Here is a 14,884-nt window from a genome sequence, read left to right as displayed (position 1 = left end):
TCTCAGGCAACGGCGGGGCGGCGCAATGCCGTCACGATCCGGTCGACCACCGCCAGCACCAGCAGCGACGCCCCGAACAGCGGCAGTACGACGCCCGCCACGACCAGCAGCGTAATGGCCCCGCGCAGCCGCGCCCCGCTGACCGGCGGCGGCGCGGCCAGCGTGCCTTTGGGTCGCCTGCGCCACCACATCGTCACCCCGCTGACGACCAGCAGGACGGTGGCGATGCACGGCAGCAGCATCAGCAACTGGTTCGGCAGCCCGAAATAGCGGCCCATATGGATCTGCACGCCCAGTTCGACCGCCTTCGCGCCGACGCCGTAGCGGCTCCAGCCATTCCGCCACAGCAGCCGCCCCGACCAGCGATCGAACTGCAAGGTCCGCTGCCCCTCCGGCTGTCGGGGCGATACCAGCACGGTGTAGATGCCGGTCGGACCGGACGGCAGGTACAGCCGATAGCCGCCGGTGATCCCGGCCGCCCGTGCCTTGGCGGCGATCGCATCGGTGCCCGCGACGGCAGCCGGGTCCGCGACCGACAGATGCCCGCCGCCATGCTCGGCATGGGTCGGATCGGATGCCGGCATCGACGCCGTCATCTGGCTCCACGGCACGTCGCCCAGCGTTCCCATCGGCGCGCTGTGCGGCGCTTCATGCCCGAAGCGCGCCGCCTCATTCCCGATGCCGAGCGCGGTGAACGCCCCGCGCACCAGCGGCCCCTGCACCACGGCCCAGGGCAGGCCGGTCAGCAGCAGGAACGCGATCAGCGCGACGCTCCACACCCCCGTCACCGCGTGCAGGTCGCGCCAGAACACGCGCCCTCGCGCGCGCAGCCGGGGCCACAACACCCCCGCCAGCGACCTTCGCCCGCGCGGCCACCACAGGAACAGGCCCGACGCGATCAGCATCAGTGCCCAGCACGCCGCCAGCTCGACCACCGCATCGCCCCACGGGCCGAAGGTCAGCGAACCGTGCATCACATCGGCGAACCCGACCAGCGTATGGGTATAGACATAGCTGCCCAGCACCCGCCCCGAGCCCGGATCGACCATCACCTGTCGCGGTTCGCCGGTGGCGGCATCGATCCACACCCTGGCCGGACGATCGGACGCTTCGGGCAGGTCGATCCGCGTCGGGACGCCGGGCACCGACGCCACCGCCGCCGCGATCATCCGCAACGGCGGCAGTGCCTTGGCGACCGGTGCCACGATCTGCAGATCGGGCATCAGTGCGTCGTTCAACTCGTCCTTGAACAGATAGATCGCGCCGGTGACGCTCAGGATCAGCAGGAACGGTGCTACGATCAGCCCGGCATAGAAATGCCAGCGCCAGATCGTGCGATAGAGGCGCGTATCGCTCATGACCGCCCCCCGAACCGGTAGCCGACCCGGACCGACAGCGTGCGCGGATCGCCCGGATAGACGAAGTTCGCGCCACCATTGGCGGTGTAATAGGTGGCATTGCCGACATTGGTCAGCATCGCGTCGATCCGGACCGGCCCGGCGTCGGTCCCCAGCCCCAGATCGAACAGCGTATAGCCGTCGAGCGTGACCGCGCTGCCGTTCACCAGCCGCCGCGCACCGACATGATAGGCTCCGCCGCGCAGCTCGACCGGTCCAAGCGTCACGCGGGTGGATGCGGTGGCGGTGTGTCCGGGCGTATCGCCCAGCCGCGCATCGCGTAGTGCCGCCGTGGTGGTACGGGTGACGCGCCCGTCGAGCACCGCATAGCCGCCCTGCATCCACCAGCCATCGACCGGGGTCCATTCCCCCTCGACCTCGGCACCGCGCACCTGCAACTGCCCTTCCTGCACCTGGAAGTTCACATCGACCGGATCGGTTACCGCCACATCGTTGCGACGGATGCGGAACGCCGACAGGCTGGCGCGCAGCCGGTCGCGGGTCAGGCGGATGCCCGCCTCGACCTGATCCGATGTTTCGGGGCGGAAGGGCGTTCCGTCGCGGCTGCGCGATCCGACCACGGGGTCGATGTCGAACCCCTTGTTATAGCCCCCGAACAACGACCATCCGCCGCCGATCCGCCAAGTGGTGCCTAGCTGCCATATGGTGTTCGCGATCGTATCGGCATCGCGCGTCGTGCCACCGGGCGTGGTGCGCCGGTTCTCATAATTGAACGACGAATGACGCACGCCCGCGACCACGTTCCACGCATCGGTCAGCGCGATCTGATCCTGTGCATAGGCGGCAAAGCCATCGACCTTGCCCCGCGTGAAGAAGCTGAACGCCAGCCGGGGCTGTCGCGTCGCATAGCTATAGGCCGGGGCCAGCGCATCGATCGGCGGGATGTCGCCCGCGACGATATCGAACTGGCGAAAGGTCGGCCGCTCGGCGCTATGCTCGATCCCGAACAGCAGCCTGTGTTCGATCCCCAGCGTGGTCGCCTGTCCGGTCAGGTCGAGCTGGGCGATCGTATAGCGATCCGCCTCGCGCCCACGCCGGCCGTTGCGCTGGATGCGGGTCGGCTGGCCGGTGACCGGGGCCAGCAGCCGCACCTGATCGAGCGAGGTGTTGAATTCCGAATATTGAAAGCGCGGGGTCAGCGCCCATCCCGCGCCCATGTCGAACGCCACCCATGCCTGAATGAGCGGTGCGTCGGCGACCAGATCGGTGAAGTTCGGCTCGCCCAGAAACGCCGATCGCCGCACGCTCGCGACACCGTTGCTCCGCACCGTGCCGACCACCGGCAGACCCGGATTGTTCGCGGTGGTGCGCCGGACATATTCGGTGACCAGATGCGCCGATACCGTCGCGCTCGGCCGCCATGCCAGCGTCAGCGCGACATTTTCGCGGTCCATCGTCTGGACATCGACGAAGGTGCCCGACCGCTCGACCTCCCCGGTCAGGCGGATGGCCAGCGTGTCGGTGACCGGCGTCGATGCGTCGATCGTCGCCATCTTCTGCCCGTACATGCCCCCGGTCAGCGCCACCGAGGCTTCGGGCGCATCGGTCGGTTGTTTGGTGACGATCGACAGGATGCCGCCCACCGCCGACTGGCCATAGAGGACGGCCGATGGTCCCTTCAGCACCTCGACCCGCGCGATGTTCGACAGGGCGGAGGCATCGACGTCCTCATAATAACGCTGGCGGATGCCGTTGCGCATCTGGTCCGCGACGAACCCGCGGATCTTCAGGCCGAAGCTCTGGTAGCGCGACACGCGGCTGCCGCCGACATTGGCCGATGGCACCGCGCGCAGCATGTCGCCGACGCTGCGCGCCCCGCGCGCGATCAGTTCCTCGTCGTCGAGAACCTGGATCGATTGCGGCACGCGGTCGATCGGAATGCCCGACTTCGCACCGAAATCCCCCGCCTTGGTGCCCGTGACGACGATGGTGTCGTCGCGAGCGGGTTCACGCGTCTCGTCGCGCTCCTGCGCCTGTGCGACCGGCGCAAGGCACAGCATGGCCGCCGATGCGGCCCATGATGATGACATGTAAACTAACCCTTCAAATCCGGGTGGCGGGTCACGGCCCACCACCGCACGGCCCGCATCGCCGGACGGCGATAGGCGGAACGTCGCGCAAGACACCGGCACGCCGGCCCCCACGACCAACGCGGGGAAGCTCGACGCACCGAACGGAATCAGGCGAGTGCGGGCGGCCCTCGAAGCGGCGGCCATAGCCGACCGGGCCGCATCACCGGCAGGGCCACGACGATATGCAGGCCGAGCGTCAGGACAAAGGCGATGGCGATCGCCAGCACCACCGGATCGGCCCCCGCCAGCGACGGCGTGCTTAGCCCGGAAAAGGCGCAGGGTTGCGGCTTGTCGTCGTGTTGCCCGCCATCCTTGGGGGCGTGGCGCCCGTGATCCGCGCCCATCGCCGCGCCATGGTGCATCCCGGCCATCTTGGGCGGAGCCGCAACGGGGATGACGGGACCGAAGCCCGAACACAGCGCGATGACGACACGCCCCTCGACCAGCATCGGCATGAACCCCGCCGGCACCACCGCCTTCATCGCAAGCGTCACGATAATCACCAACGCCGCCAGTGCGTTATGGGTCAGGAACAGGCGGCGGAGGCGAGACACCGGGCGGTGTTAGCGGAGCGGGCGGTGGTTGTCATGGCCGTTGCGGGCATGGCGCAGCCTTCTTCACGCCCGTCTCATGCTCGATCGGCAGCAGATACTGAACTGATGGGGTGCGGCGTGATGTTGTCGCCGTTCGTGCCTGCTGCGATCAAGTCGTGGTAAGTTCCAACAATACCCCCCGCTCCGCTGCCGATCGCCGTTCTCCCTGCAGCGACAGAGCACGTAGATCACGTTCAAATTAGCTCGGACGATTTCGCAGCATACTCAGCACGACGCTTGTTGTAGCTTTCGCTCCATTCACCCAAGCCAAAGTGCGCCCTTATCGCATCTTCGATTACCATCGGCGATGCAACCGAGCGGTTCTGTAGTATATCTAACTCGTCGTTAGTTGCAGGACGCCGGACGCTTCTATCTCTAGACTCGATAAGCATCGCACCCACATATTTTATCTTGAATGCGGGGTGGGGGTAGCGATTCACAGCACCTGCTAAATTACCGATAATCGCCCAATCGCCGTTTGATAGTTTAGCATCGAACGATAGGGTGAGCAGTACCGGCTCGCCAGCGATGGCAACTTCTGGATCGTTCTCGTCCCGACGAACCCGATGGCCCATAATGGCTACGTACAGTTCCTCGTGTTCACGAATGGCCACCACGTGGCCACCCACCGCCGATACGTCGTCTAGCGGGATGAGGAAGACATCGCCAACTGTAGGTATTACACTCATATTCGCTCCGCTCATCTTGGCTCCGGCAATCCAAAGGCAGGCCTACGACGGGGGCCGACCGGATCACGCTGATTTGACACGGCTGACGAACGCCGCGCAGCGACGCCTCCAGTACGTGCCTGTATCGCATTATGCTCAGCTATATCCAACTGAGCACCCTTGGGTATGCCGCTTTCAAGCGTTTCAAATTCGAACCGGGAATTTGGATTCGTGCGAGCATGGGCAGCCTGTCGGGCAAGTTCGTTGGCTTCCGTGGTCTGGCCGACATAGGGCGCGAGCTTCCCTGTGCTATCCGTACGAAGATAAACAAGTCCGTCAGCAACCTCGCCCTGTGCAGCATTCTGCCGACCAGCACCGGATAACGGGTCCACCGGCCCTGTTGCCACCGGTCGACCCGGCCTGGGCAATACGGCCCTCGAACCACTTCCGATTGCCGCCCCTATGGCGAGACCGCCCAGGGCGCGGTCCAATTGCCCACTAGCATTGATCAGGTGCGGACTGCCTCCAGCGACATAGGCAATTGGGCCCAGTCCCAGCGTTCCATCACCGATCGATGCCAGGAAGGCCGCATCACGCTGCCTCGCATAGAGATATGACTGGCTGGGACCGTTCGCCACGACGGGCATCCCACCCGCTTGTGCAGCGGCCGCACTCGAATAATCTCGCCCGCCATATGAAAACCCTTGGAATGCGCTACCAATTTGCGTGAAATATCGACCAAGGGGACCATCGTGAGAAGTAAGATGGTATGGCGATGTCGTTGGCGTACTAAGCCGCGACGCCCATTGCGCACCTTCGATGAAGGATACCTCGCCATATTGCTGGATATAGTGGCCTAATTGATATCCATTCAGACTGCGAAACAAGTCGAACGTGTACCGGTTAGCCGTGACGACAATATCGGGCATTTGCCCATCACCGTTACTTGAACCGGCATCAATGACGCGGCTTACGCCCTGCATTGGCGACCGCACCAACCCATCTTGTCCGCTTACTACGCTTTCTCCGCCGGAGACGGAATTGGCCGTATCGCCCGTTTCACTGCTTAAATCCGAGGTCGTCGCGGGGGCAGCGGCAGAGCCGATGTCGCGCCCATGCCCGGTAAGCCCCGCACTTACCAATTCCCCCACTGTCTGCCCCAGCACATCGGGCAGCACCGCCAGCACATTGTCGCCGAAGCTCGTGCCGGTCGCGATCGCGCGGATCGTTGCGTTGGCGATGCCGCCGACCGTGTTGGTCAGCGCGGTGCGGGCCATGTTGCCGGCAGAGAAATCGTCGGCGAGCGATCCCAGCTTGAGGGCATTGCCAAGCCCTCCCGCCACGCCGCCACCCACGCCGGCGGTGGCGACCCCCAGCCAGTTCATCTCCTTTTGCAGATGCGTCGCGACCGCCAGCCCCTGCGTGACGAAACTGCCCAGTGCTCCGCGCACCGCCCCGTTGGCGAAGCCGGTCAGGAAGTCCTTGCCCGATCCGAACGGGCTGATGTTGCCGAGCGCCCCGCCAATCGCGCCGCTCAAGCCCGCAATCGCCACGCCCTTCCAATCGAACCGGTCCTGGATACCGGTCGCGACGCCAACCGCCTGGCTCACCACGCTGCCCGCCGTCGCCGACAGGGCACCGGTCAGCACCGGGCCGACCGCCGCCGGCAGCGCCACCGCCGTCAGCGCGGTCACCGCCACCGCGATCACCGTCAGCAGGATCGCGCCGAACGCGCCGCACTTGTTCTTCTTCGCCTTGGGCTGGACGCTGGGCGACGTGTCGCCCAGCGCTTCGGCCGGGTCGTAGGGGGTGAAGGTCGCCGCGCTGTGCGTCGCCTTCTGCACGCCCGCGGGAATCGTCAGCGACTGGCCTGCGACCAGCGCCGACGCGCCGCTCAGGCCGTTCGCCTCGGCCAGCTTGTACCACAGGCCGGCATCGCCCCATAGCTGCGCGGCGATTCCCGCCAGCGTATCGCCCGAGCGTACGCTGTAGCTGCCGCCGCCCGACCCTTGCGCAAAGCTGGTGACCGGCGCCACCGATTGGTCGAAATCGGCATAGGACACGCCGTACGCCGACCCGCCGTCGAACGCGCCCGTCCCCTGGCTGCGCGTCCGCTTGTCGATCGATGCCTGGTAGCTGGTGTCCTGCGTCCCGTTATTGCCGACATAGCCCAGCGTGCGCCCGTTGAAGCGGTACCAGATTTCGTGCGGATCGCCCTTGTTATAGTCCCGATCGGATTCGTCGCGTCGAACGACCTGTCCGGTCATGTCGGTGATGAAGTAAACGTTGCGCGGCCGGCCGTCGGCGATGTCCACCGAACTCAGCTGCCCCCTTTCGTCATAATGATAGCTGCTGGTCCGCGCCGACTGATCCGACTGTTTGTAGGTCGTCGACGACAGCGCCGCTCCCGCCCGCCAAATATAGGCATTGGTCGTGATCGCGCTGTATTGCGACTTGTTGTTCTTGAACGTCTGGCTGCTGCTGCTGGTAATCGATCCCAGCGCATAGTTCGCGCCCGATCCGTAATTGTTGCTGGTCGTGGTGCGGATCGTATCGTTGCCCTGCCGCTGCCACGTCGTCTCGCTCGTCGCCTGGCCGCGCGCATTGAAGCCGGTCGAACGCTGCCATGCCGCCGTACCGTTGGTGTCGCCGTCGTAGAGATAGTCGATCTGGCTCGCCTGACGGCCCACGCCGTCATAGCCGAACATCGCCTTCAGCTCGGCCTTGCCCATTGCCGATGCGGTAACGGTGCCGTCGCCATTATCGTCATAGCCCTGCGTCGCGATGCGGACCGTAGTCAGCCGCCCATCGGCGTCGTAGCCATAGGTTTCGCGCTGCTCCGCGTCGTAATAGACCGTCGTCGAGCCACCATAGTCATAGTCGTACGGGTTCTGGACCCAGGCGCTGGCCATGATCGTCCGTGACGATGCGACACGCTGGCCGGCAAGGTCGTATTGATAGCTGGCCCCGCCATGGCCGGCCACGATCTGACCGCCCGCCAGCTGCCCCTTCGCCGTCGTCACGCGGTTCAGCGCGTCGTAGCGATACCAATTATCCTGCACCCCCGGCGTGATGCCGCCATTCTGGTCGAGACTGTAGAAATTGGCCAGCGATCGGCGGATATTGCCGTTCTCATCATATTTGTAATCGAGCGATGCAGTGGAGCGGGTCTGCCCTCCGCCCTCAGACCAGCGGGTGATGCGCCCCAATGCGTCGTAGTCTATGACGGCATTTTGATACTGCTCGCGTTCTTCAGAATAGACCCAATTGTCGCTATATTCATATTCATAGCCATTATAGTAGCCGCCGCCCTCGTTCTGCCAAATCCCTCGCTGGATTTCATGTCGTTCGGTTGTTCGGTTGCCTGCCGCGTCATAACCGTAGCTGGTCCGTTCATAGGTCCATGAGGGGCCGGGGTTTGAACTGTCCCGCGGATACCATGACAGGTCCTCACCCCGACTGATCCCGGCGATCAAGCCCGTATTGTAATAGTGATAGTCGGTCGCCGAGCCGTTGCCTGGTACGCCATCCCAGCGCGACGTCATCCGCCCCGCCAGATCAAAGGTGAAGCTGGCATTGTTCCCACCCAGGTCGATCGACTTGATCGTCCGCCCGAACAGATCGGTATGGGCGATACTGGTCAGCCCATTGGCATAGGTCGTGGTGGCGACCCACCCGCCGAAAATGCCCATGCCGTCGGTCGCCAGCGTCGACGACCAGTTGTAGGTCGTGGTCGTGGTATCGGCGATTCCTTCGCTGCCACCGGCGGACACCTGGCGGACGACGCGACCCTGCATGTCGTAATCGGTCCGCTCGGCATTCGCCTCGCCATAATAGCTGTCCCAGTGGCGGATACGCTGGCCCAACACGTCATAGGCGTAATAGTCGGACTGGCCGCTCGGGCGCGTGACTTGCGTCAGTCGCCCGACCGCGTCATACGTCATGTAGGTCGATCGACCGATGCCGTCGATCGCCACGGTCTGTTCGAGGAACTGGTTGTACCGGCGGGCGACGACCGCCCCGTCGGCCGTCGTTTCGCGCACCACCAACGCTTCGGACCCGTCATAGCCGGTGCCGGTGAGCAATGTCCGGGTGGTGAGCGCGCCGCGCGCATCGCGCGAAGCGACGGTCCGTCCCGACGCATCGTAATGGAAATATTCGGTGGGATTGACCGTCCGGGTCGCGCCGTTCTCGTCGGTCACCTCCACCTGCGGGCGTTGCCGCCATAGCAGCCGGCCCATCGTGTTATAGGCCATGTGCGTATAGTAGCCGCGCGCATCGCGCTCCCACGCCACCTCGCCGAACGCGTTGTAGGCGCGTGCCGTCTCGATCGTGGCCTGGTGGTTCGACCCATTGAACACATATTGCGGATCGTACAATTCCCGGTTGGGCTGGATCGTCCGGGTCGCCTGCCCCCGCCGGTCATAAGCGGTCAGCGTGGTGGTGATGCCATTGATGTACTGCGCGCCCAGCGCGTAGGCGAAGCCCTGCGTCGCATAGGACAACATGCCATCCAGCGTCTGGCCATCGATCGCGGTACCTTCGCTTTCGATCGCGGCGGTCTGGTTGCCCAGCCGGTCGTACACGAAATAGCGCCACACGCCGTCCCCCGCGTTGCTGCGGTACAAGCGGCCCGCCCGGTCATAGGCGAATTGTTCCTGCCAGCCGCCGTTGGTGCCCCGCTGGCTGACCTCGCCATAGGCGTTGTAGGCGGTCTGCTGGATGTCGCCGCGGTCCCATCCGCTGCCGTTCCAGCGCCCCATGCCCTGCGACACGATCCGCCCGGCCAGATCGCGGACGGTCAGCTTCGCCTCGGTCACCATCGTGCCGTCGCTGGTCAGGCGGGTGCGACTTTCCTGCACGACATTGCCGGCGGCATCATGCTCGTAATTGACCTGCCCGCCCGCCGCGTCGATCGTTGCGCGCAGCCGCCCGGTCAACCCGTAGTAATATTTGGTGACGCGAAACGCGCCGGCATATTCGCGGTCGCCCTGCACCGCGCGGGTCAGGTTGCCGGTACCGTCATAGGCATAGGTCAGCCGGGAGCGGACTTCGTTGTCAGTCTGGTCGAGGAACGAGGCATGGCGCTCCTCGGTCAGCCGCCCCATGGTGTCGAACGCATAGTTCGTCGTGTCGCCGGTCGCTTCGCTCTTGGAAACGATCTTGCCCAGCCCGTTATAGGCATAGCGGACGATCGACGTGGCGGTCGTCGTCTGGATCGTGCCGCCGCTGACCGACGCGATCGCGACGTTGCGCCGCTGTTCGGTCAGGCGGTTGCCGTTCCGGTCATAAGCGAAATCGGTGAGCCGGTCCGCCGGGCTGTCGACCGTGGCGGGTAGGACACCCGCCGCCGCACCGCTGGTCTGGTTGGCATAGCGGCGCTCGCCGACGACATTGCCCTCGGCGTTGTACCACCAGCGGGTGACATATCCTTCCTTGTCGACCTGCGCGATCCGGTTGCGGTTGCGGTCGTAGAAGGAAAAGACCGAACCGCCTTCGGCATCGGTTTCCACGATCAGGTTGCCGACCGCATCATATTGATAGCTGGTCGTAATCGGGTCGGTCGTCAGGTCGAACGCGCTGCCGTTCCATCGCCCGGAGCGGATGTCGGTGATGGTCGTGCTGCGCAACCGGCCCAGATTGTCATACCCATAGCCGGTTTCGCGATATTCACCGCCGGGCGCCGCGGGCGGTGGGCCGCCCGGATCGGCCGGCAACGCGACGATCGTCCCGTACACGCGCGTCGTGGTCAGGTCGCCGGTCTTGTCATAGACATAGGTCGTCAGCGTGCCGGTCGGGCTGATCTGCGCGATCTTCCGATCATTATCGTCGTAATAGGACAGGGTCCGCGCGCCATTGGCATCGCGGCTCTCGATCAGATTGTCCCGCGTGTCATAGCGGTAGCTGGCGATAAGGTCGGTATAGCCGACCTCGAACGACGCATTGAAATACGGGACCGACGGTCCGCGCACCTCGATCAGCCGGTCCGCCTTGTCATACGCATAGCGGGTGGCGCGCTCTTCGATCAGGCCTTCGGCCTCGATGGTGCGGGTCCGGTTGCCGCGCGAGTCATATTCGAACCGGTTGACGACACTGGTCGCCTGTATGTGTCCATCCTCGGTCACCGACGTGATCGGCAACGTCTGCGACGTCTGTAGCCCGCGCCGGTCATAGGTCTGGATCGTGACGCCACCCAGCTTGTTGGTGACGCTCACCCGGTCGCCGAACGCGTTCAGCGTGTAGCGTTCGGCATAGCCTTCGGCATCGATCGTCGCGACGACGCGGCCCAGCCGGTCATATTGGAACGACGTCTTCGCATCGAGGCCGTGCGCGGCATAGACCGGCAGCGTCGCGACATCCGCCGTGTTGGTCGCGCGGTTATAGGCACGCTTGACCGACGCGACCTCGCCGAACGTCGTATAGGCGGTTTCGGTGACGAAATTCTCGGCATCGCGGATCGCGACCGTACGGTTCAACTTGTCGAAATAGCGATAGGTTACGGCACCACGCGCATCGGTCGTCCGCACGCGATTGCCATAGGCATCATATTGGTGCCGGGTGACCGCATTCTGGGCGTTGGTTTCGGTCAGCATCTGGCCGACCCGATCATAGGTCCGATCGAATACCGCCCCCTGCCCGTCCACGGTGCGAAGCAGATTGCCGAGGCCGTCATAGACATAGGAGGTCGTGCTGGCGTCGGCCGTGCCGTGGGCGGTCGTCTTGTACGACTGGCGGCCCGCCTGATCGTAGCCGTAGAGGATTGTCGCCTCGTCCGCCTTGCCCTGGCTGCGGATTTCCCAGGTCAGCTGGCCGTTGGCGCGATAGGCATAGCGGGTGGACCGCCCGGCATTGTCCCACACCGAACTCAGTCGCCCGCGCGCGTCGTAGGATCGCGATACGACGGTAATGTCACCCGCCATCGCGTTATACGCGGTATCGATCGTCCAGCTGTCGGTCGCCGCGACACGGGTGCTCCAGCGGCCGGTGAAGAAGAGACGCCCCTCGGCGTCGTAATCATTGTGGGTCAGATACCCTTCGGCATCCACCGTGAAACGCAGTTCGCCCCGCGCGTTGTAATAATAGCGCGTGGTCCGGTCTGCGTCCGTGCGATTGTCGTTGGCCCAGCCCGCCATCGTCTCCGGCGACGGCAGGCTGCTGGTCGGGCGCAATGTCGCATGGTCGACCCGGGCGATCACCCGCCCGCGATTGTCGTACCGGTATCCGGTCACCGCACCCGCTGCGTCGATCGCATGGGTCAGCCGCCAGGTGGCGTCATAGACCGCCCAGTCGGTCCGGTTAGCCGGATCGCTCGCGATCGTGGCCAGCGCCGCCCGGACGCCGTCGACCGTGAAGGTGGCGGGCGTCGCGATCGACTGGGCATAGCGGATGGTCTGGCGAACCGGTCCGAACGCGCTCCATTTCCAGCCGTCGTAATAATAGCCGTGTTCGGTAACCCGCTTCAGCGCATCGATGGTGAAGCGCAGATAGCCCTGCTGGTCATAGACATAGCGGGTGGAACGCGCCTCGCCGGCCGCGACGGCGCTATCCAGTAGCGATTGGAAACTGCCGCCTGCGCGCAGGTTGGCGGCGGTCGCGCCGGCATAGCCGATCTCCTCGACCTTCCGCCCGCCGCCATCGTACACCGTCTGCGAAAGATACCCCTCGCCGTTCAACTGGCCGATGACATGGCCGTCGCGGTCATAGAAGATGCGCGACACGCTGTCGTTGCCATGGGTCGTGGGCAGGGTGACCGCACCGGGCGGGTTGTTGCGGAACGCAGCGATCTGCGCGGCGGTCAGCCGGTTGAAATAGGCCGTCGTCGCGATCAGCCGCCCGGAATCGTCATAGGCGTTGACGCTGGTCGACCCGTCGCCATCGACGAGCTGGAGCACCCGCCCCTCGCGGTCGTACACCGTCCAGTCCCACAGATCGCCGGTCGCGTTCGCTGCCGGACGCAGCGCCGCGACCGACACCGACGCGTTCGGATCGTTCAGCGCGGCGGGTATGGTGATGAAGGTGGCGTACAGGACCGTCCCGACGATGCGATCATTCGCGTCGTAGCGATATTCGGTCATCTCGCCATTGCCGCCGATGTCGGCGACCCGGCGGTTCGCGCCGTCATAGACGGTATAGCGCTTGCGCCCGGTCGCGTCGGTGGCGATGCGCAGCCGGCCCCCGGCATCATATTGGTAGCTGTTCGTGCCCCCGGTCACATAGCTGCCGGACTCGGTCACGCTCAGCAGTTCGCCCGCCTTGCTGTAGGTCGACGTCCGCACGAACCCATCGGCCATGGTGACGGTCGTCTGCGTGGCCGCATCGTTGAAGGTAATGCGCGTGGTGCCGCCATTGACGTCGGTCGACTGGATGACCCGCCCCAGCCCGTCATAGCTGTAGGTTTCCTTGGCCCGGCCGGCAGGGCCTCGGCTGAGCAACTGACCGGCGGCGTCGTAGATGAAATACTCGTGGGTGTAGCCGCTGTCCCGGTTGGCGCCGCCATCGGCATTGGTCGCGCCATAGCTGATCTTCTGCGCCAGATTGCCACGCGCATCGTAGTAGAATTGCGTGACCGACGACTGCGCACGGTCGGTATTGCCGCGCCAGTTGTTGAGTTGCGCCTCGGACAGCGCGGTCGACGCCGACAATCCGCTCAGGTCATAGACGTTGGCGTTATAGTCGATGACGAACGCGACCAGCCCGCTGCCGCCGTCGTAGCGCGTCTCGCGCACGCGGCCGTCCGCGCTGACGACATAGCGTAGCCGGTTGAGCGAGTCATAGGCGTAGCGCGTCGTCTGCAGCGATGCGGCCGAAAAACGATCCGACCCGGTGCGCGTTTCCGTCAGCACTTCGTTGGCGGCGTTGTAGGTACGGGTGACCTCGTCGCCCGTCCGGTCGGTCTGGCGCAGCAGGTTGCCGTTGCCGTCATAGCCATAGGTGGCGGTGACGCCCGCCGCGTCGGTCACGCTGGTCAGGTCGCCATTGCCGTTATAGCCGAACTGCACGACCTGCGCCGCACCGCCCGCCACCGCCGGCGGCGCGGTGATCGTCGCCAGCCGCCCCGCCCCGTCGTGCGACAGTGTCGTCGCCTGGCCCAGCGGGTCGGTGATGACCGTGTTGCCGGCATTGTAGGTCAGGGTGGTGGTGCGGGTGACGCCGCTCGCCACCGACTGCTCCAGCCGGGTCGCTCGGTTGGACCCGTCATAGAAGATCTGCAGCGACGACCCGTCGGTCTCGGTGATCGATGCGATCAGCCGCGAGCTGCCGTGATAGCCATAGGTCGTCGTATAGACATCACCGTCGGCGATGCTGTTGTCCTGGGCCGTGCGATCGACGGTTACGCTGGAAAGGCGTCCATAGCCGTCATAGCCATAGCGGGTGCGGATCGTCGTCGCGCCCTGGCTGACGCTGGTGATCCCGGTGATGAGATTGCCCGACCACGCATATTCCAGATAGCCGCCGTCATGGCCGGTGATCCGCGACAGCTTGCCGTCGCTATAGGCGAACTGGGTGACATGCCCCGACCGGTCGGTCGATCGGGCGAGGCGCAGGTCGCTGCCATAGGTTTCGATCGTCCCGCTGTCGCCGTCCTGCCAGCGCCAGTTGGTCCCGTCCCAGGTGATCCGGTCGTACGCGCCGGCGCCATCGGTCGCGACGTAGCCCGAACCATCGCGGTAATAGATGGCGACCGTCCCATCGGCCCCGACCCGTTCGATGCTGCTGTTCGGTCCGTTCGCCGTTCCGATCAGCCCCCGCAGCGCCCGGTTCTCACCCATCCGCCAATTGTCGCCATTGGTGTCCGACAGGTCGCCCTGGCTGTTATAGACGCGCAGCAGCGCGACATCGTCGCCGACCGCGCTCAGGAACTCGTCCTGCCGCGCGATGACCAAATTGCCGTTGGCGGCGTTCACCTGCACCTGGCTGCCGCCGCGCCCGAACACCGACGAACCGACCGTCCCGCCCGCGCCGATGATGTTCCCCGAACCGCGTTCCAGCCCCGTGCCGGCGCCCGCGAAGATCGCAACCATGCCCCAATCCCCCTGTCGGCCACCTGTCGCAGCCGGAGAGTTGATCCGCGGGTTCGCCGGATTGTTTAGGGGGGCGGGTGCCGATTTTTCCTGCACCGCCGAAACGGATGC

5 protein-coding genes are annotated in these 14,884 nt (G+C 65.1%); all 5 read right to left on the bottom strand.

The window, feature by feature from the left end; translation table 11 throughout:
- Positions 1 to 2 precede the first annotated feature (2 nt).
- Complete coding sequence (locus ASE83_RS09245; RefSeq protein ID WP_055788577.1) at positions 3 to 1,358, bottom strand: PepSY-associated TM helix domain-containing protein; 1,356 nt, start codon at positions 1,356 to 1,358, stop codon at positions 3 to 5.
- Entirely contained in the window at positions 1,355 to 3,448 is a 2,094-nt protein-coding gene (locus ASE83_RS09240) for a TonB-dependent receptor (protein WP_162236606.1), read from the bottom strand. Before ASE83_RS09240 ends, ASE83_RS09245 begins: the two co-directional genes overlap by 4 nt.
- A 149-nt stretch (positions 3,449 to 3,597) precedes the next feature.
- Positions 3,598 to 4,044 carry a hypothetical protein gene (locus ASE83_RS09235; protein WP_055788572.1) on the bottom strand — a complete coding sequence of 149 codons (447 nt, stop codon included), beginning with the start codon at positions 4,042 to 4,044 and terminating at the stop codon, positions 3,598 to 3,600.
- Positions 4,045 to 4,277: 233 nt separating this feature from the next.
- On the bottom strand, positions 4,278 to 4,787 hold the full coding sequence (locus ASE83_RS18480) for an Imm26 family immunity protein (RefSeq protein ID WP_156352971.1): 510 nt from the start codon (positions 4,785 to 4,787) through the stop codon (positions 4,278 to 4,280).
- Positions 4,784 to 14,773, bottom strand: a complete 9,990-nt coding sequence (locus tag ASE83_RS09230; protein ID WP_055788569.1) for a LysM peptidoglycan-binding domain-containing protein — start codon at positions 14,771 to 14,773, stop codon at positions 4,784 to 4,786. The genes ASE83_RS18480 and ASE83_RS09230 overlap by 4 nt, the downstream gene beginning before the upstream one ends.
- Positions 14,774 to 14,884 lie beyond the last annotated feature (111 nt).

Source organism: Sphingomonas sp. Leaf32 (genome assembly GCF_001421765.1).
Taxonomy (GTDB): domain Bacteria; phylum Pseudomonadota; class Alphaproteobacteria; order Sphingomonadales; family Sphingomonadaceae; genus Sphingomonas.
Note: the sequence above shows the minus strand (reverse complement) of the source record. Positions and strands in the feature narration are given on the sequence as shown.

Coding starts and splice junctions, on each gene's coding strand:
- ASE83_RS18480 (WP_156352971.1), bottom strand. CDS start 4,787: ATGAGCGGAGCGAATATGAGTGTAATACCTACAGTTGGCGATGTCTTC.
- ASE83_RS09240 (WP_162236606.1), bottom strand. CDS start 3,448: ATGTCATCATCATGGGCCGCATCGGCGGCCATGCTGTGCCTTGCGCCG.
- ASE83_RS09245 (WP_055788577.1), bottom strand. CDS start 1,358: ATGAGCGATACGCGCCTCTATCGCACGATCTGGCGCTGGCATTTCTAT.
- ASE83_RS09230 (WP_055788569.1), bottom strand. CDS start 14,773: ATGGTTGCGATCTTCGCGGGCGCCGGCACGGGGCTGGAACGCGGTTCG.